Below are 17291 nucleotides of genomic sequence, written 5' to 3' on the forward strand. Positions count from 1 at the left end.
GCCGGTGGGCGAGGCCGCCGCCGTCGCCGCCCGCCGGGCCGCTCCCCTGTGCAAGCACGACCTGGTGAGCCAGATGGTGGGGGAATTCCCGGAGCTGCAGGGGGTGATGGGAGCCAAGTACCTGCTGGCGGAGGGCGAATCCCGTGCCGTGGCCCTGGCGGTGCTGGAGCACTACCTGCCCCGCGGCGCCGGCGACGCCCTGCCGGGCTCGGTGGCGGGGGCGGTGCTGGCCCTGGCCGAACGGCTGGAGCTGCTGCTCAGCATCTTCGCCAGGGGGGAGCGGCCCAGCGGATCCTCCGATCCCTATGCCCTGCGCCGGGCTGGCAACGGCCTGCTGCAGATCCTCTGGGATCGGGACTGGTCGCTCGACCTGGTGGCCCTGACGGCCGAGGCCACCGCCCACTGGCAGCGGCTGCTGCCTTCGCTGGAGGTGCAGCCCCTGACCCTGGCCGCCGACCTGCTCGACTTCCTGCGCCAGCGGCTGGCCAGCCTGCTGGAGGAGGAGGGCTTCAGCGCCGATCTGGTCCAGGCGGTGGCGGGCGATGGGGTCTCCCTGGAGCGGCTGCTGCGGGATCCGGCCGATGCCCGGGCCCGGGTGGAGCTGCTGCGGCGCCTGCGCAGCGAAGGCAGCCTGCCCCTGGTGCAGGCGGTGGTGCAGCGGGCCTCCCGGCTCGCCGAGCAGGCCGATCTGGCGGCGGATCTGGTCAGCCCTGACGGGGTGGTGGATCCGGATCTCTTCGGTTCCCCCAGCGAGGCCGCCGTGCTGGCGGTGCTGGAGGGCCTGGCGGTCCATGCCGCCGCCAGCGGCACCGCCCGCTACGAGCCCCTGGCCCGGAGGCTGGGGGAGAGCGGCGCCACCCTGGCCGCCTTCTTCGACGGCGCCGACAGCGTCATGGTGCTCTGCGACGAGCCCGAGGTGCGCCGCAACCGCCTGCGACTGCTGGCCGTGCTGCGGAACCAGGCCTCGGTGCTCGCCGACTTCAGCCGTCTGGGTGGCTGAGAGGGGGGCTCTCCGGTTTCCCTGCCGCCGTCCTCCGTACTGTCGTCATCCGTGCCGTCACCCCCATTGCCGTCACCTTCGCCGTCGTCGCCCCTGTCGTCGCTGCTGCTGGAGTGTCTGGTGATCGGCGTGCTGATCCTGCTCAACGGCGTCCTGTCGGGATCTGAGCTGGCCATGATGTCGGCCCGGCGCCTGCGGCTGGAGCAGCAGGCGGAGCGCGGTCACCGGCCCGCGGCCATGGCCCTGCAGCTGATCCGCTCCCCCAACGACTTCCTCTCGACCGTGCAGATCGGCATCACGCTGATCGGCATCCTCAGCGGCGCCCTCGGTGGCTCCCGGGTGGCCCGGTCGCTGCAGCCGCTGCTCGAGGCTGTGCCGGCGCTGCGCCCCTGGTCCGAACCTCTCGCCCTGGGGATCGTGGTCACCCTGATCACCTTTCTCTCCCTGGTGCTGGGGGAGCTGGTGCCGAAGCGCATCGCCCTCAGCGACCCGGAGCGCATCGCCTGCGCTGTGGCGCCCCTGATGCGGACCCTGTCCCGCTGGCTGGCCCCCCTGGCCCACCTGCTGGGGGCCTCCACCGATCGCCTTCTCGGACTGATGGGCATCGGCGAGACCGGTGAGCCGGAGATCACCGAGGAGGAGATCAGGACCCTGCTGCGCCGCGGAACGGAATCCGGCCTGTTCGAGGTGGCGGAGCACGCCATGGTGGAGCGGGTGTTCCGCCTGGCCGATCGACCCGTCAAGGCGATCATGACGCCCCGCACCGACATCTGCTGGCTGGATCTCGCCGAGTCTCCCCAGGCCCATCTCCAGCGGGTGATGGAAGTGAATCACTCCCTGTTTCCAGTGGCCCGCGGCAGCCTCGACGACTGCCTGGGGGTGGTCCGGGGCCGCACCCTGCTGGCGGCCCAGCTCGGCGACGGACCCCGTGACATCTAAGCCCTGCTGCAGCCGCCCCTGTTCGTGGGCGAAAGCACCCGGGCCCTGAAGCTGATTGAGCAGTTCAAGAGCACGGGCATCCACATCGCCCTGGTCACTGACGAATTCGGCGGCATCGAAGGGCTGGTGACCCTCAACGACATGATGGAGGCGATCGTCGGTGATCTCTCCACCGGCCAGGACCGGGAGGACCCGATGATCATCGTTCGCCAGGACGGCTCCTGGCTCCTCGATGGCGCCCTGGACATCGCCGACTTCAAGGACCTGGTGGGGAAGGGCCGGCTGCCGGACGAGGTCCGGGGCGGCTACCAGACGCTTGGGGGGTTCGTGATGCACTACCTCGAGCACATCCCCCGGGCCGGTGACGGATTCGAGTGGGACGACCTGCGCATCGAAGTTGTCGACATGGACGGCAACCGGGTCGACAAGCTGATGGTCAGCCGCTTCGACCGCGACTCCGATCAGCCGCAAAGGCCCACCCCGACGAAAGGTCCTCCGGCCTGAGGATGTCCTCAGGCCGGCCTGGCTCTCACTTGGCGACCAGGACGGGCTCCTTGACGGCGTCGGAATCGGGATCCACGGGCGGCGGCGTGACGGCGTGGACGCCCGCCGGCTTCATCGCCGAACGCGGCTCGGCACCCGCCAGAATCGCTTCGGCCTCCTCGACCGAACGCACGGCACTGGGGACCGGCTTGTAACCGGCGGGAGCCAGGGCCTGTCCCCGCAGCACCGCGCCCAGGGTGAGCACGGTGAGCTTGATCTGCTGCCAGGGGTTCATCGCCACCACCCGCTTGTAGAGGTAGCTGTCGAAGGTGAGGCGCTGCACGTCCTTGTCATCGCACATCTCCACGAACGCCTCGCGGGCGGCATCGTTGCTGTAGAAGATGTTCTGAAGCAGTTCCAGCACCTTGTAGGTGGCGCCGTACTTGCGGTCCCACTTGCGGATGTAGACCTTGAGATCCTTCTCGGTGGGGATGCGGCTGCCGGAGGCGCTGGCGGCGACGATCTCCTCGGCACACATCCGGCCGCTCTTGGCGGCGAAGTAGATGCCTTCGCCGGAGCTCTTGGTGACGTAACCGGCCGCGTCGCCCACCAGGGCCATACGGCCCACCACCCGCCGGGGGCGGGGATGCTCGGGGATCGGGTGCGCTTCCACCTTGATCACCTCGCCGCGCAGCAGCCGGCGGCTGGCCCGCTCGCGGATGCCCTTCTGGAGCCCCTTGATCAGGGACTGGTTGGCCTGCATGGTGCCGGTGCCCACCGCCACGTGGTCGTACTTGGGGAACACCCAGGCGTAGAAGTCCGGCGAGACGTCGGTGCCGACGTACATCTCGGCCAGATCCTCGTAGTAGGCCATCTCCTCGGCAGGGAGACGGATCCGCTCCTGGAAGGCGATCGCCACGTTGTAGTCACCGGCGTCCATGGCCTTGGCCACCCGGCTGTTGGCCCCGTCGGCGCCGACGATCAGATCCACCTCGAGGGTCTTGAGTTCACCGGTGGGGCCGCCGGAGGAGTAGTCGGCGTAGTGGAGGGTGTAGGGACCCTGGCGCTGGCTGCCGGTGTCGATGCTCTGCACCAGCCCGTTGACCAGATGGGCACCGAGTTCGGCGGCCCGGTTGCGCAGGAAACCGTCGAGAACCTCGCGGCGGCACATGCCGATGTATTCGTTGCTGTTCTCCAGGTGGATGTCCACCTCCCTGTTGGAGGGAGAGATCATCCGCATGTTCCGCACTTTGCGGTCGATGATCGATTCCGGCAGGTCGAATTCCTCGACCATGCACAGGGGGATCGCGCCACCGCAGGGTTTGGCGTTGTCGAGCTTGCGCTCGAACAGCCAGGTCTCGATGCCGGCCTTGGCGAGAACTTCCGCAGCACAGGAACCGCTGGGGCCGCCGCCCACGACTGCCACTCGCAACATCTTGAAACCTGCTCCGCCATTGGGATGTGGGACGGAAGCTAACACCGCCGGACGGGTGAGCGCCCGGTAGAGAAACCTCTGAAATGACCCCCCACCTAGGATGGGTGACGCTCGAAGTTGGGGCCGTGTCGGCCTCCGCCTCGGTGATTCCCCCCCGGTGATGCCCCTCGGTGACGACATCCCGCTGGCCCGGCGCACCACGCCCCGCCCGCGCCGGCCGGCCTCCCTCCCCAGGCGGATCGCCCAGGTCGTGTTCACCGGCGCCCTGCTGGCCGGTGGCACCGTTCTGCTGTTGATCGGCCCGCTGCGCACCTGGATCACGCCCACACCGGTGCCGGGTCTGTCCGCCCGTCTCGGGCCGGACGGCCGGCTCCTCGGCCACTTCCCCTATCCCGAGGCCGATCCCGCCGACCTGGTGGCCATCGCTCCGGGCCTGAGCCTGAAGCCGGATGCGGCCCGGGCCCTGGAGGCCATGCGGGCCGCCGCCGATGCCGACGGCGTCGTCCTCACCGTGCTCAGTGCCTGGCGCAGTGTCGATCTGCAGAAGCAGCTGTTCTTCGATGTCAAGGCCGAGCGCAACCAGACGTCCATCGACCGGGCCCGGGTAAGTGCGCCGCCGGGTTTCTCCGAACACAGCACCGGCTTCGCCGTGGATCTGGGGGACGGTCGCCTGCCGGCCACCAACCTCATGGAGAGCTTCGAGGCCACCGAGGCCTACCGCTGGCTCGATCGCCACGCGGCCCGCTTCCATTTCGTCCGTTCCTTCCCCAGGGGCAACCCGCAGGGCGTGAGCTACGAACCCTGGCACTGGCGCTTCGAAGGTTCCAGCGAAGCCCTGGAGATGTTCGAGCCGGCTCAGCGGCTGGCCCGCTGAGCCGGCGGGTTCGGGGACCCGCCGCCGGGCTTGAAGGAGGGGGTGGGAGTAGGATCAAGATTCGCTTCAACGTTCGCCATAGGTCCCACCGGGCCGGCGCGGCAGGGTTTCCCAAAAACCATGACGAAGCGTCAGAGCGCTGGTTGGTCCCTGTTCAGGGCCCTGGACATTCTGTCCCGCCCACCTCAAACGCCCAGCTGAACGCAACGTTGGCAGCGACATGTCTTCTTCGTCTCGCCATCAACGCCCCGTTTCCCTGGAGACGACCACCGTCGATTCGATTCCGTCGAACCCCTTCCCACACCTTCGCAGGACGACATTCCCATGAGCGGCGACATCAAAGGCGCCCCGATACGCAATATCGCGATCATTGCCCACGTCGACCACGGCAAGACCACCCTGGTGGACGCCCTGCTCGAGCAGTCCGGCATCTTCCGCGAAGGTGAAGCGGTGCCCACCTGTGTGCTCGATTCCAACGATCTGGAGCGGGAGAGGGGAATCACGATCCTCTCCAAGAACACCGCCGTGGATTACAACGGCATCCGCATCAACATCGTCGACACCCCCGGTCACTCCGACTTCGGCGGTGAGGTGGAGCGGGTGCTGGGCATGGTGGATGGCTGTCTGCTGATCGTGGACGCCAACGAAGGCCCCATGCCCCAGACCCGCTTCGTGCTCAAGAAGGCCCTCGAAAAGGGTCTGCGGCCCATCGTCTTCGTCAACAAGATCGACCGGGCCCGGGTCGATCCCGAGCAGGCGGTCGACAAGGTGCTCGATCTGTTCATCGAGCTCGGCGCCGACGACGACCAGTGCGATTTCACCTATCTCTTCGGCAGCGGCATGGGCGGGTACGCCAAGCCCGACATGGCCACCGAGAGCGACAACATGAAGCCGCTGTTCGACGCCATCCTGCGGCATGTGCCGCCGCCGGTGGGTGACCCCACCAAGCCCCTGCAGATGCAGGTCACCACCCTCGACTACTCCGATTTCCTCGGCCGGATCATGATCGGCCGGGTCCACAACGGCACGATCGCCGGCGGACAGAACGTCGCCCTGATCCGCGACGACGGCAGCATCAAGCGCGGCCGGATCAGCAAGCTGCTCGGCTTCCAGGGGCTGCAGCGGGTGGAGATCCCCGAAGCCCGGGCTGGCGATCTGGTGGCTGTCGCCGGTTTCGATGAGGTCAACATCGGCGAGACGATCGCCTGCCCCGACCACCCCGAGGCCCTGCCGCTGATCAAGGTGGACGAACCCACCCTGCAGATGACCTTCGTCGTCAACGACTCCCCCTTCGCTGGCAAGGAAGGCAAGTTCGTCACCAGCCGCCAGCTGCGCGACCGCCTGCAGCGGGAGCTGCTCACCAACGTGGCCCTGCGGGTCGAGGACACCGACTCCCCCGACCGTTTCTCCGTCTGCGGCCGCGGTGAGCTGCACCTCGGCATCCTGATCGAGACGATGCGCCGCGAGGGCTTCGAGTTCCAGGTGTCCCAGCCCCAGGTGATCTTCCGCACCATCGACGGCACCCCCCACGAGCCGTTCGAGACCCTGGTGATGGACGTGCCCGAGGAGGCGGTGGGCAGCTGCATCGAGAAGCTGGGCATCCGCAAGGGCGAGATGCAGAACATGGAGGCCACCAGCGACGGCCGCACCCAGCTGGAGTTCGTGGTGCCCTCGCGGGGCCTGATCGGCTTCCGGGGTGAATTCATCCGCGCCAGCCGCGGTGAAGGGATCATGAGCCACTCCTTCCTCGACTACCGCCCCATGCAGGGCGACTTCGACGCCCGTCGCAACGGCGTGCTGATCGCCTTCGAGGAAGGCACTGCCACCTTCTATGCCCTCAAGGGCGCCGAGGATCGGGGCCAGTTCTTCATCACCCCCGGCACCAAGGTCTACAAGGGGATGATCGTCGGCGAGCACAACCGTCCGCCCGACCTCGAACTCAACGTCTGCAAGGCCAAGCAGGTCACCAACATCCGCTCGGCCGGTGCCGAGGTGCTCGACACCCTCCAGTCCCCCATCCAGATGACCCTGGAGCGGGCCCTGGAGTACATCGGCCCCGACGAGATGCTGGAGGTCACCCCCGAGTCGATCCGGCTGCGCAAGATGCCGGTGAAGAAGCCCGCCAAGCGTTGAATCCCGGCGCCCCATCCGCCGATGAGGAAACCCTGCTGCAGGCCGACCCTCGCCTGCGGCAGGCCGTCGACCACTTCAATGCGGCCGAATGGTATGCCTGCCACGACGGTTTCGAGGAGCTCTGGCACGAGACCCAGGGCCCGATGCGGCCCGTGCTCCAGGGGCTGCTGCAGATCGCCGTGGCCGAACTGCACCTCGAACGTGACAACCGCCGTGGCGCCACGGTGCTGATGGGCGAGGGGCTGGGCCGGCTGCGGGGTTGCGGCGATGAGGCCCTGGGGCTGGCCCTGGGGCCCGTCCGGCTCCTGGCCGCCCAGCGGCTGGAGGCTCTGCAGGGGCAGGCCGATCTCTCCGGCCTGCCCCTGCCGCGCCTGGAACTGGCGCGGGGAACGGGCACGGCGCCGGTACATTGAGCACACTCAAGGCCTCCACGATTTCCACCTTGACCCTGCCCCCCCGACCATTGCTGTTCGTGCTCGCCGCGGGATTCGTGGGCGCCGCCCTGCTGGTGCTCCCCTCAAGTCCCGTCGCGGCCCAGGCCCCGGCCGCCACGGTCCAGGCGCCGAAGCCGAAGGCACCCGCCACCGGCATGGTCACGATCGAGTCCGACGTGCAGCAGGCCGACAACCAGAACGGCATTGTCACCGCCACGGGCAACGTGCGCATCGTCTATGCCGACCGCGGCATGACGGCCACCTCGCGCCAGGCCCAGTACTTCAGCAACGAGGGGCGTCTGGTGCTCACCGGGGATGTCGATGTGATCGACACCGATGGCCAGCGGCTGCGGGCGGAGCGTCTGGTGTATCAACTCGACAGCGAACGCATGCTGGCGGAGCCGCCGGCCGGCAAGCAGGTCTTCAGCAAGTTCCGCCTGCAGCAGCAGGGCACCTCCAAGCCTGACGCAGCCAAGCCTGCCCCCCCCAAGCCGTGAGCCTGGTTCTGGAGAGGGTGGCGATCACCCTCGCCGGCCGCCGCCTGGTGTCCGACGTGAGCCTGGATCTCCACCCCGGGGAGGTGGTGGGGCTGCTGGGACCCAACGGGGCCGGCAAGACCACCACCTTCAACCTGGTCACCGGCCTGCTGCGCCCCGACTGCGGTGCGGTGCTGCTGGACGGGGAGTCGGTGGCCCACCTGCCCATGCCCCGGCGCGCCCGCCTGGGCATCGGCTACCTCCCCCAGGAGGCAAGTGTGTTCCGCCAGCTCAGCGTCCGCGACAACCTGATGCTCGCCCTGCAGGAGAGCGGTTCGGATCCGGCCGGCCGCCGCAGGCGCCTGGAGGTGCTGATCGAGGACTTCCATCTCAGCGGCTTCCAGCACCGCCGCGGCTACCAGCTCTCCGGCGGCGAGCGGCGCCGCTGTGAGGTGGCCCGGGCGCTGGCGGTGGGCGACCAGGGCCCCCGTTACCTGCTGCTCGACGAACCCTTCGCGGGGGTGGATCCCATGGCGGTCGCCGATCTCCAGGCCCTGATCGACAGCCTGCGCGGCCGGGGCATGGGCGTGCTGATCACCGATCACAATGTCCGCGAGACCCTGGCGATCACCGACCGGGCCTACATCCTGGCCGATGGCAGGATCCTTGCCTCCGGTGCCTCCCATTCCGTGGCCAACGATCCCCTGGTGCGGCGCCATTACCTCGGCGAGGGCTTCCAGCTTTGAAGGGGGCCCTGCTGGAGAAGCGCCCCACCTGGCTGCAGCTGCCGGGTGGCGAACGGCTGCGCGACTGGAAACGGGTGCCGCGCTGGCGGGATCTGCCCCTGCTTGACCGCTGGCTCCTGCAGGAACTGCTGGGCCCGCTGCTGTTCGGCATCGCCGCCTTCACGGCCGTCTCCCTCTCGGTGGGGGCGGTGTTCGAGCTGGTGCGGCGGGTGGCCGAGTCCGGCCTGCCGGTGCTGGCGGCCGTCAGGGTGCTGCTGCTGCGCCTGCCCTCCTTCCTGGTGCTGTCCTTCCCGATGGCCACCCTGATGGCCACCCTGCTGGCCTACAGCCGGCTGTCGGGGAGCAGCGAACTGACCGCCCTGCGCAGCGTCGGGGTGAGCACCCGTCGCATGGTGCTGCCGGCCCTGGCCCTGGCCCTGGTGATGAGCCTGCTCACCTTCGTGTTCAACGACGCGATCGTGCCGCGGGCGAATCTGGCGGCCACCAACAGCCTCGAACGGGCCCTGGGCAAGGCGATTGCCACCGAGCAGAGCGACAACGCCCTCTACTCCCGCTTCACCGACGTCAAGCTCCCCAACGGCGAATCGGTGAAGTGGCTGACCCACATCTTCCATGCCCGCCAGTTCCGCAAGGGGGTCATGCTTGATGTCACCCTGCTCGACTTCTCCCGCCACGGCTACCGGCAGATGCTCACGGCCCTCACCGGCAAGTGGAACGAGCAGCAGGGCATGTGGGAGTTCAAAAAGGGCCGCATCACCAACATCGACATCGCCACCGGCACCACCACGTCCGCCAGCTTCGACCGGTACCTCTACCCCTTCTCCCGGGACCCGATCGAGGTGGCCCAGCTGCCCACCGACGCCAGCACCATGACCGTCGGCCAGGCCCTGACGGCGGAGCGGCTGCTGCTGGAGGCCAACAACACCAAGGAGGCACGGCGGCTGCGGGTGCGCATCCAGGAGAAGTTCGCCTTCCCGGCCATCTGCCTGGTGTTCGGCCTGATCGGCAGCAGCCTGGGGGTGCGCCCCAATTCGCGCACCAGCCGCAGCCAGGGCTTCGGCATCAGCGTGCTGCTGATCTTCGGCTACTACCTGATGTCCTTCATTTTCAGCTCCCTGGGGATCACGGGCACCCTGATGCCCTTCATGGCGGCCTGGCTGCCGGTGGTCATCGGCCTGGCCGGAGGGCTCTGGCTGCTGCGCCAGGCGAGCCGCTGAGGCCCCACCGGGGGGACGGCACGGCAAAGTGGATCGGTTTCGATCCGCTCCTTTGGTGAACGATCCGGTCATCGGCCTCGGCCTCGCGGCCTTCGCCCTGCTCCTGCTGGTGCTGCCCATCGCCTTCTGGTCCGTCAGCGGCGGTCACAGCAACCCGGTGGTCAGGGTCCTGGTGGCCTCGGCCAATCTCTGTCTGACGGCCCAGCTGGTGCTGCGCTGGTGGGAATCGGGCCACTTCCCGATCAGCAACCTCTACGAGTCGCTCTGCTTCCTGGCCTGGGCCTGCACCCTCACCCAGCTGCTGGTGGAGCGCAGCTGGCCCAACCCGCTGGTGGCGGCGGCGGCCACGCCCATGGGCCTGGGCTGCGTGGCCTTCGCCAGCTTCGCCCTGCCGGATCGCCTCCAGGAGGCCTCGCCCCTGGTGCCGGCGCTGCGCTCCAGCTGGCTGGTCATGCACGTCAGCGTGATCATGGTCAGCTACGCCGCCCTGCTGGTGGGCTCCCTGCTGTCGGTGGCGGTGCTGTTCGTCGACCGCAACGAGGATCTGGAGCTGCGCAGCAGCTCGATCGGCAGCGGCGGCTTCCGCCAGGCCCGGCTGGCCAGCGACGGCCCCGGTGCCATGGCGCTCAGCAGCAGCAGCTTCCGCATCAGTGAACAGCTCGACAGCCTCAGCTACCGCACGATCACGGTGGGCTTCCTGCTGCTCTCGGTGGGCCTGGTGAGCGGGGCGGTCTGGGCCAACGAGGCCTGGGGCAGCTGGTGGAGCTGGGACCCCAAGGAAACCTGGGCCCTGATCTGCTGGCTGGTGTACGCCGCCTACCTGCACACCCGCCTGATCCGCGGCTGGCAGGGGCGCCGGCCGGCGCTGGTGGCCTCGGCGGGCCTGGTGGTGATCGCCGTCTGCTACATCGGCGTCAACCTGCTGGGCATCGGCCTGCACAGCTACGGCTGGTTCCTGGGCAGCTGAGCCGTAGGGATCCAACAAAAAGGCCGCCCGTTGGGGGCGGCCACGTCACCCTCAGACCAGCGCCGGTTCGGGGCAGCGGCTGTTGCGGATGCCGGTGATGGCCTCGGCGTAGTCGGCGTGGCCGAAGACCCCCGAACCGCTGACGATCGCGTTGGCACCGGCCTCGATCACCTGCCAGGCGTTGCCGGCCTTGATGCCGCCGTCGACCTCGATCCAGGGATCCAGACCCCGCTCATCACAGAGGCGACGCAGCTGGCGGATCTTCTCCACCTGGGAGGGGATGAAGCTCTGGCCGCCGAAGCCGGGGTTGACGCTCATGATCAGCACCAGATCACAGAGCTCCAGGCAGTACTCGAGGGTGTCGAGGGGGGTGCTGGGGTTGAGCACGGCACCGGCCATCTTGCCCAGGTCCTTGATCTGGCTGAGGTTGCGGTGCAGGTGGGGGCAGGCCTCCACCTGGACGCTGATGATGTCGGCGCCGGCCTTGGCGAAATCGGCCACGTACTTCTCGGGCTCGACGATCATCAGGTGAACGTCCAGGGGCTTGGTGGTCACCGGGCGCAGGGCCTCGACGATCAGCGGGCCGATGGTGATGTTGGGCACGAAGCGGCCGTCCATCACGTCCACGTGGATCCAGTCGGCACCGGCGGCGTCGACGGCCCGCACGTCGTCGCCGAGGCGGGAGAAGTCGGCCGAAAGGATCGACGGGGAGATCACCAGGGGCTTGGTGCTCATGGACGGCCACCGCAGCGGAAGAATGAAGGGATTGTAAGGAGCGGCCCACCATGGGTCTCCCGGGGTGCTCCCGGGCGCGCTGATACGATGGCCCCGCTTCGACTCCGAGAGGCCTTGCAGCGGCTGGATCTTTCCCCGCTTTGCCTGCGGTCCGCCTCCGGCGTGCCGGCCCCTCGTTGAGGCCCCTCCCCCTGCCGGACCGTTGTGGATCGCACTCTTATCCAGGAACTGCTCGAAGTCGTCGAGCAGGCCGCCATCGCCTCCGCCCACCTGACTGGGCTCGGCAAGAAGGACGAAGCCGATGCGGCCGCCGTCGAGGCGATGCGCACCCGCATGGGCAGCATCGCCATGCAGGGCCGCATCGTCATCGGCGAGGGTGAGCGGGATGAAGCTCCGATGCTGTACATCGGTGAGGAGGTGGGCAGCGGCACCGGCCCCGGCGTCGACTTCGCCGTCGATCCCTGCGAGGGCACCAACCTCTGCGCCAATGCCCAGGACGGCTCGATGGCCGTGCTGGCAGCCAGCGACCGTGGCGGCCTGTTCTATGCCCCGGACTTCTACATGAAGAAGCTGGCGGCGCCCCCGGCCGCCAAGGGCAAGGTGGACATCCGCAAGAGCGCCACCGAGAACATCGCCATCCTCAGCGAGGTCCTGGGCCTGGCCCCCAGCGAACTCACCATTGTGGTGATGGACCGCGCCCGCCACAAGGACCTGATCGCCGAGATCCGCGCCACCGGCGCCCGCGTCAAGCCGATCAGCGACGGTGACGTGCAGGCCGCCATCGCCTGCGGCTTCGCCGGCACCGGCACCCACTGCCTGATGGGCATCGGCGCCGCCCCCGAAGGTGTGATCTCCGCCGCCGCCCTGCGGGCCCTCGGCGGCCATTTCCAGGGCCAGCTCGTGTACGACCCCGCCGTCGCCCAGACCAGCGAGTGGGCCGACTACACCAAGGAGGGCAACATCGCCCGGCTCAACGAGATGGGCATCACCGACGTCGACAAGGTCTATGAGGCCGAGGAACTGGCCTCCGGCGAGAACGTGGTCTTCGCCGGCAGCGGCATCACCCCCGGCCTGCTGTTCAAGGGCGTCGTCTTTGAGGCCGACTGCACCCGCACCAGCAGCCTGATCATCAGCACCCTCGACCGCAGCGCCCGCTTCACCGATACGGTGCACATCAAGGAGGGCGCCAAGAGCATCGCCCTGCGCTGATCCCACCAGAGTCCGGACCTCGGAGCCCGCCTCCATGCACATCGCCGTCGTCGGTCTGAGCCATCGCACGGCTCCGGTGGAAATCCGCGAGCGCCTGAGCATCCCCGAGCAGACCATGGAGGACTCCCTCCAGCGTCTGCGGGCGGATGAGCAGGTGATCGAGGCCTCGATCCTGAGCACCTGCAACCGGCTGGAGATCTACACGCTCCTGCGCCACCCCGAACAGGGCATCACCGCCGTCGGCGACTTCCTCAGCCGCCAGTCCGGTCTGGCGGTGGAGGAGCTGCGCCCCCACCTGTTCACCTACCACCACGAGGAGGCCGTGGGCCACCTGCTGCGGGTGGCCGCCGGGCTCGACAGCCTGGTGCTCGGGGAGGGTCAGATCCTCTCCCAGGTGAAGAAGATGGTGCGGCTGGGCCAGGAGCACCGCTCCGTGGGCCCGATCCTCAACCGCCTGCTCAACCAGGCGGTCAGCACCGGCAAGCGGGTCCGCACCGAGACCAACCTGGGCACCGGGGCGGTCTCGATCAGCTCGGCGGCCGTCGAGCTGGCCCAGCTGAAGGTGGGCCAGGCCCGGGGTACCGATGAGCTGGTGCCGCTCGACCAGGAGCAGGTGGCGGTGGTGGGCGCCGGCCGCATGGCCCGGCTGCTGCTGCAGCACCTGCAGGCCAAGGGCTGCCGCGGGGTGGTGGTGCTCAACCGCACCGTCGCCCGGGCCGAGGCCCTGGCGGCCGATTTCCCCACCCTGCCCGTGCAGTGCCGTCCCCTGGACGACCTGGATCACTGCCTGAGCACCTGCTCGCTGGTGTTCACCAGCACCGGCGCCGAGGAGCCGATCATCACGGCCCGGCGGCTGGAGGGGCTGAACCGCCGTTCCAGCCTGATGCTCATCGACATCGGCGTGCCCCGCAACATCAGCGCCGATGCGGCCGACCTGCAGGGTGTCGACAGTTTCGACGTCGACGATCTCCAGGAGGTGGTCGCCCGCAACCAGGAGGCCCGGCGGGAGATGGCCGCCGAGGCCGAAGGGCTGCTGGCCGAGGAATCACGCCTGTTCCTGGAATGGTGGGACGGCCTCGAGGCGGTGCCCCTGGTCAACCGGCTGCGGCTCCAGCTGGAGGACATCCGGGAGCAGGAGCTGCAGAAGGCCCTCAGCCGCATGGGTCCGGACCTCTCCGCCCGGGAGCGGAAGGTGGTCGAGGCCCTCAGCAAGGGCATCATCAACAAGATCCTGCACACGCCGGTCACCCGGCTGCGGGCCCCCCAGCCCCGCCAGCAGCGGCGGGCGGCCATGGGGGTGCTGCAGGACCTCTTCGAGCTTCACGACGACCCACCGGAGGCCTGAGCCCCGCCTCCGGGAGGGTCCCCGCTTCACCGGCTCCAGCCCCACCATTCACTGCAACGGAACATGAACCGAGAAGCCGCAGCGCCACGCTCCGCGTCACCACGCTCCAGTACGGTCTGGCCAGCCATGAACCGAGGACTGGGCTCATGAAACGCGTTCTGGCCATCATCCTGGGAGGCGGTGCGGGGACCCGTCTCTACCCCCTCACCAAGATGCGGGCGAAGCCCGCCGTTCCCCTCGCCGGGAAATACCGACTGATCGATATTCCCATCAGCAACTGCATCAACTCCGAGATCAACAAGATCTACGTGCTGACGCAGTTCAACAGCGCTTCGCTCAACCGTCACCTGACGATGAGCTACAACCTCTCCTCCGGTTTCGGCCAGGGCTTCGTCGAGGTGCTCGCCGCCCAGCAGACCCCCGACAGCCCCAGCTGGTTCGAAGGCACGGCCGATGCGGTGCGCAAGTACCAGTGGCTGTTCCAGGAGTGGGACGTGGACCACGTCCTGATCCTCTCCGGTGACCAGCTCTACCGGATGGACTACAGCAAGTTCGTACAGCACCACATCGACTGCGGCGCCGACCTGACGGTGGGGGCCCTGCCGGTGGATGCGGCCCAGGCGGAGGGCTTCGGCCTGATGCGCACCTCCTCCGACGGCCGGATCCTGGAGTTCAGCGAGAAGCCCAAGGGCGATGCCCTCGAGGCCATGCGGGTGAACACCGAGAGCCTGGGCCTGTCGGCCGAGGAGGCCGCCAAGCGGCCCTACCTGGCCTCAATGGGGATCTACGTCTTCAACCGCAACACCCTGTTCGACCTGCTGGCCAGCCATCCGGAGGCCACCGACTTCGGCAAGGAGATCATCCCCACCTCCCTCACCCAGGGGGATCACCTGCAGACCTTCCTCTTCGACGACTACTGGGAGGACATCGGCACGATCGGGGCGTTCTATGAGGCCAACCTGGCCCTCACCGACCAGCCCAACCCGGCCTTCTCCTTCTACGACGAGAAGTTCCCCATCTACACCCGGCCCCGCTACCTGCCCCCCAGCAAGCTGCAGGACGCCCAGGTGACCCAGTCGATCATCGGCGAGGGATCCCTGCTCAAGGCCTGCAGCATCCACCACTGCGTGCTCGGGGTGCGCTCCCGGGTCGAGGACGAGGTGGTGCTCCAGGACACCCTGGTGATGGGGGCCGACTTCTTCGAGTCCTCCGAGGAACGGCTGGTGCTGCGGGAACGGGGCGGCACCCCCATCGGCGTCGGCCGGGGCACCACGGTGAAGGGGGCGATCCTCGACAAGAACGTGCGCATCGGCCGCGACGTCACCATCGTCAACAAGGACCGGGTCGAGGAGGCCGACCGGCCGGAGCTCAACTTCTACATCCGCAACGGCATCGTCGTGGTGGTGAAGAACGGCACGATCGCCGACGGCACGGTGATCTGAGCTCCACGCCGGGGGAGGGCTGGGCCAGCAGTTGCTGACATCCCTCCCCGGGACACCGACGCTCCGCCGACCGCTGGCCACAGTGGCGGGGAAGCAAGACAGTCACGCTCCTATGGGCAAGGCGCATTTCGGACTCATCGGCCTCGGCGTGATGGGTGAGAATCTGGTCCTCAACGCCGAGAGAAACGGTTTCTCGAGCGTCGTCTACAACCGGACCTACGCCAAGACCGAGGAATTCCTGGCCGGACGTGGCGCCGGCAAGGACATCGTGGGGGCGGCCAGCCTCGAGGAGTTCGTGGCGGCGCTGGAGCGACCCCGCCGCATCCTGATGATGGTGAAGGCGGGCGATCCGGTGGATGCCACCATCGCCAGCATCTCGCCGCTGCTGGAGGAAGGGGATCTGCTGATCGACGGCGGCAACTCCCTGTACACCGACACCGAACGGCGGGTCAAGGAGCTGGAGAGCAAGAGCTTCGGCTACATCGGCATGGGCGTCTCCGGCGGCGCCAAGGGGGCCCTGGAGGGGCCGAGCATGATGCCCGGCGGCACCAAGGCGGCCTACGACGCCATCGAGAGCCTGGTCACCAAGATGGCCGCCCAGGTGGAGGACGGCCCCTGCGTCACCTACATCGGCCCCGGCGGCGCCGGCCATTTCGTCAAGACCGTCCACAACGGCATCGAGTACGGCATCGAACAGATCCTGGCCGAGGCCTACGACCTGATGAAACGCATCGGCGGCATGGACGGCGACGCCATGGCCGATGTGCTGGGCGGCTGGAACCAGACCGAGGAGCTGGCCTCCTTCCTGGTGGAGATCACCGAGGTGTGCCTGCGCACCAAGGATCCCGAGAGCGGCGGTGATCTGGTGGAGCTGATCGTCGATGCCGCCGGCCAGAAGGGCACCGGCCTGTGGACCGTGGTCAGCGCCCTCGAGATGGGCGTGCCCGTGCCCACCATCTACGCCGCCCTCAATGCCCGGGTGCTGAGCTCCCTGCGCAGCGAGCGGATGGCGGCCGAAGCGGTGCTGCACGCCCCCGCCCCCCACAGCTTCCCGCTCGGGGAGCCGGCCACCGGCATGGCGCCGCTGCGGGATGCCTGCATCCTGGCCTGCATCGCCAGCTACGGCCAGGGCATGGCCCTGCTGCAGGAGGCCTCCAAGCTGCACGACTACAACCTCGATTTCTCGGCCATCGGCCAGATCTGGAAGGGGGGCTGCATCATCCGGGCCCGGCTGCTGCAGCGCATCCAGGACGCCTACGGCGCCGATCCGTCCCTGCCCAACCTGATGCTGGATCCCTGGTTCGCCGCCCAGGTCAACCAGAGGCTGGCGGGGCTGCGCCAGGTGGTGGCCGGAGCGGCCCTGGCGGGCATCCCCGTGCCCTGCCTCAGCAGCACCCTCGACTACATCGACAGCTACCGCACCGGCCGCCTGCCCCAGAACCTGGTGCAGGCCATGCGCGACTGCTTCGGCTCCCATACTTATGAGCGCACGGACCGCCTCGGCGCGTTCCACACCGAGTGGCTCGTTTGACCGAACCGAGCACCCGCTACCAGCTGATCGTCGCCGCCAGCCCCGAACACCTGGCGCGCCAGGCGGCCGAGCAGATCGCCTCCGGCATCGATCTGGCCCTGGCCGAGCGGGACCGGGCCCAGATCGCCCTGGCGGGCGGTGAAACGCCCCGGGCGGCCTACGCCCGACTGGCCGAGGAACACCTGCCCTGGGAGCGGGTCGATGTGCTGCTGGGGGACGAACGCTGGGTGCCGGCCGACGACCCCTCCAGCAATGCCCGCATGCTGCGGGAAACCCTGCTGGCCCACCCGCCGGCCAGCCACGCCCGCTTCCACCCGGTGCCCAC

The 17291-nt window shown here is 68.6% G+C and carries 17 protein-coding genes; 15 read left to right on the top strand and 2 right to left on the bottom strand.

Annotation, left to right across the window (positions count from 1 at the left end; genetic code table 11):
* From VB734_RS04840 to VB734_RS04850, 3 genes are all read left to right on the top strand, one after another.
* On the top strand, positions 1 to 1000 hold a 1000-nt coding region (locus VB734_RS04840), incomplete at its 5' end, for a glycine--tRNA ligase subunit beta (RefSeq protein WP_323242984.1).
* A gap of 51 nt (positions 1001 to 1051) precedes the next feature.
* Positions 1052 to 1939 carry a hemolysin family protein gene (locus VB734_RS04845; protein ID WP_323242985.1) on the top strand — a complete coding sequence of 296 codons (888 nt, stop codon included), beginning with the start codon at positions 1052 to 1054 and terminating at the stop codon, positions 1937 to 1939.
* 24 nt (positions 1940 to 1963) lie between these two features.
* Complete coding sequence (locus VB734_RS04850; protein ID WP_323242986.1) at positions 1964 to 2443, top strand: transporter associated domain-containing protein; 480 nt, start codon at positions 1964 to 1966, stop codon at positions 2441 to 2443.
* A gap of 25 nt (positions 2444 to 2468) precedes the next feature.
* On the opposite strand, the gene chlP is transcribed toward VB734_RS04850, so the two are convergent.
* Complete coding sequence (chlP, locus tag VB734_RS04855) at positions 2469 to 3857, bottom strand: geranylgeranyl reductase (RefSeq protein WP_323242987.1); 1389 nt, start codon at positions 3855 to 3857, stop codon at positions 2469 to 2471.
* A 160-nt stretch (positions 3858 to 4017) separates the two neighbouring features.
* Between chlP and VB734_RS04860 the strand changes: the two genes are divergently transcribed.
* The 7 genes from VB734_RS04860 to ccsB all read left to right on the top strand — a co-directional run bounded on the left by VB734_RS04860 (position 4018) and on the right by ccsB (position 10704).
* The gene (locus VB734_RS04860; protein WP_323242988.1) at positions 4018 to 4731 is read left to right on the top strand and encodes a M15 family metallopeptidase; all 714 of its coding nucleotides are present in this window, start codon (positions 4018 to 4020) and stop codon (positions 4729 to 4731) included.
* A gap of 324 nt (positions 4732 to 5055) precedes the next feature.
* Complete coding sequence (gene typA, locus VB734_RS04865; protein ID WP_015108155.1) at positions 5056 to 6864, top strand: translational GTPase TypA; 1809 nt, start codon at positions 5056 to 5058, stop codon at positions 6862 to 6864.
* Entirely contained in the window at positions 6861 to 7277 is a 417-nt protein-coding gene (locus tag VB734_RS04870; RefSeq protein ID WP_323242989.1) for a DUF309 domain-containing protein, read from the top strand. Before typA ends, VB734_RS04870 begins: the two co-directional genes overlap by 4 nt.
* A 29-nt stretch (positions 7278 to 7306) precedes the next feature.
* Positions 7307 to 7795 (top strand): LPS-assembly protein LptD, encoded by a 489-nt coding sequence (locus tag VB734_RS04875; protein ID WP_323242990.1) that lies wholly within the window; start codon positions 7307 to 7309, stop codon positions 7793 to 7795.
* On the top strand, positions 7792 to 8520 hold the full coding sequence (lptB, locus tag VB734_RS04880) for an LPS export ABC transporter ATP-binding protein (protein WP_323242991.1): 729 nt from the start codon (positions 7792 to 7794) through the stop codon (positions 8518 to 8520). Before VB734_RS04875 ends, lptB begins: the two co-directional genes overlap by 4 nt.
* Positions 8521 to 8576: 56 nt before the next feature.
* Positions 8577 to 9737 (top strand): LptF/LptG family permease, encoded by a 1161-nt coding sequence (locus VB734_RS04885; protein WP_323242999.1) that lies wholly within the window; start codon positions 8577 to 8579, stop codon positions 9735 to 9737.
* A gap of 55 nt (positions 9738 to 9792) precedes the next feature.
* On the top strand, positions 9793 to 10704 hold the full coding sequence (gene ccsB, locus VB734_RS04890) for a c-type cytochrome biogenesis protein CcsB (RefSeq protein WP_323242992.1): 912 nt from the start codon (positions 9793 to 9795) through the stop codon (positions 10702 to 10704).
* 51 nt (positions 10705 to 10755) lie between these two features.
* Here ccsB and rpe read toward each other — a convergent pair whose 3' ends face one another.
* Positions 10756 to 11439, bottom strand: a complete 684-nt coding sequence (gene rpe, locus VB734_RS04895; protein ID WP_323242993.1) for a ribulose-phosphate 3-epimerase — start codon at positions 11437 to 11439, stop codon at positions 10756 to 10758.
* Between the two features lie 204 nt (positions 11440 to 11643).
* Between rpe and glpX the strand changes: the two genes are divergently transcribed.
* From glpX to VB734_RS04920, 5 genes are all read left to right on the top strand, one after another.
* Complete coding sequence (gene glpX, locus VB734_RS04900) at positions 11644 to 12648, top strand: class II fructose-bisphosphatase (RefSeq protein ID WP_323242994.1); 1005 nt, start codon at positions 11644 to 11646, stop codon at positions 12646 to 12648.
* Between the two features lie 34 nt (positions 12649 to 12682).
* Entirely contained in the window at positions 12683 to 13993 is a 1311-nt protein-coding gene (locus VB734_RS04905; RefSeq protein WP_323242995.1) for a glutamyl-tRNA reductase, read from the top strand.
* 146 nt (positions 13994 to 14139) lie between these two features.
* Positions 14140 to 15435: a glucose-1-phosphate adenylyltransferase gene (locus tag VB734_RS04910; protein WP_323242996.1), complete on the top strand. Its 1296-nt coding sequence runs from the start codon at positions 14140 to 14142 to the stop codon at positions 15433 to 15435.
* A 112-nt stretch (positions 15436 to 15547) separates the two neighbouring features.
* Positions 15548 to 16966, top strand: coding sequence for an NADP-dependent phosphogluconate dehydrogenase (gndA, locus tag VB734_RS04915; RefSeq protein WP_323242997.1), 1419 nt, complete (start codon positions 15548 to 15550; stop codon positions 16964 to 16966).
* The coding region (locus VB734_RS04920; RefSeq protein WP_323242998.1) for a 6-phosphogluconolactonase at positions 16963 to 17291 on the top strand (329 nt) is incomplete at its 3' end. The genes gndA and VB734_RS04920, both read left to right, overlap by 4 nt.

It is taken from the genome of Synechococcus sp. BA-124 BA4, assembly GCF_034931165.1.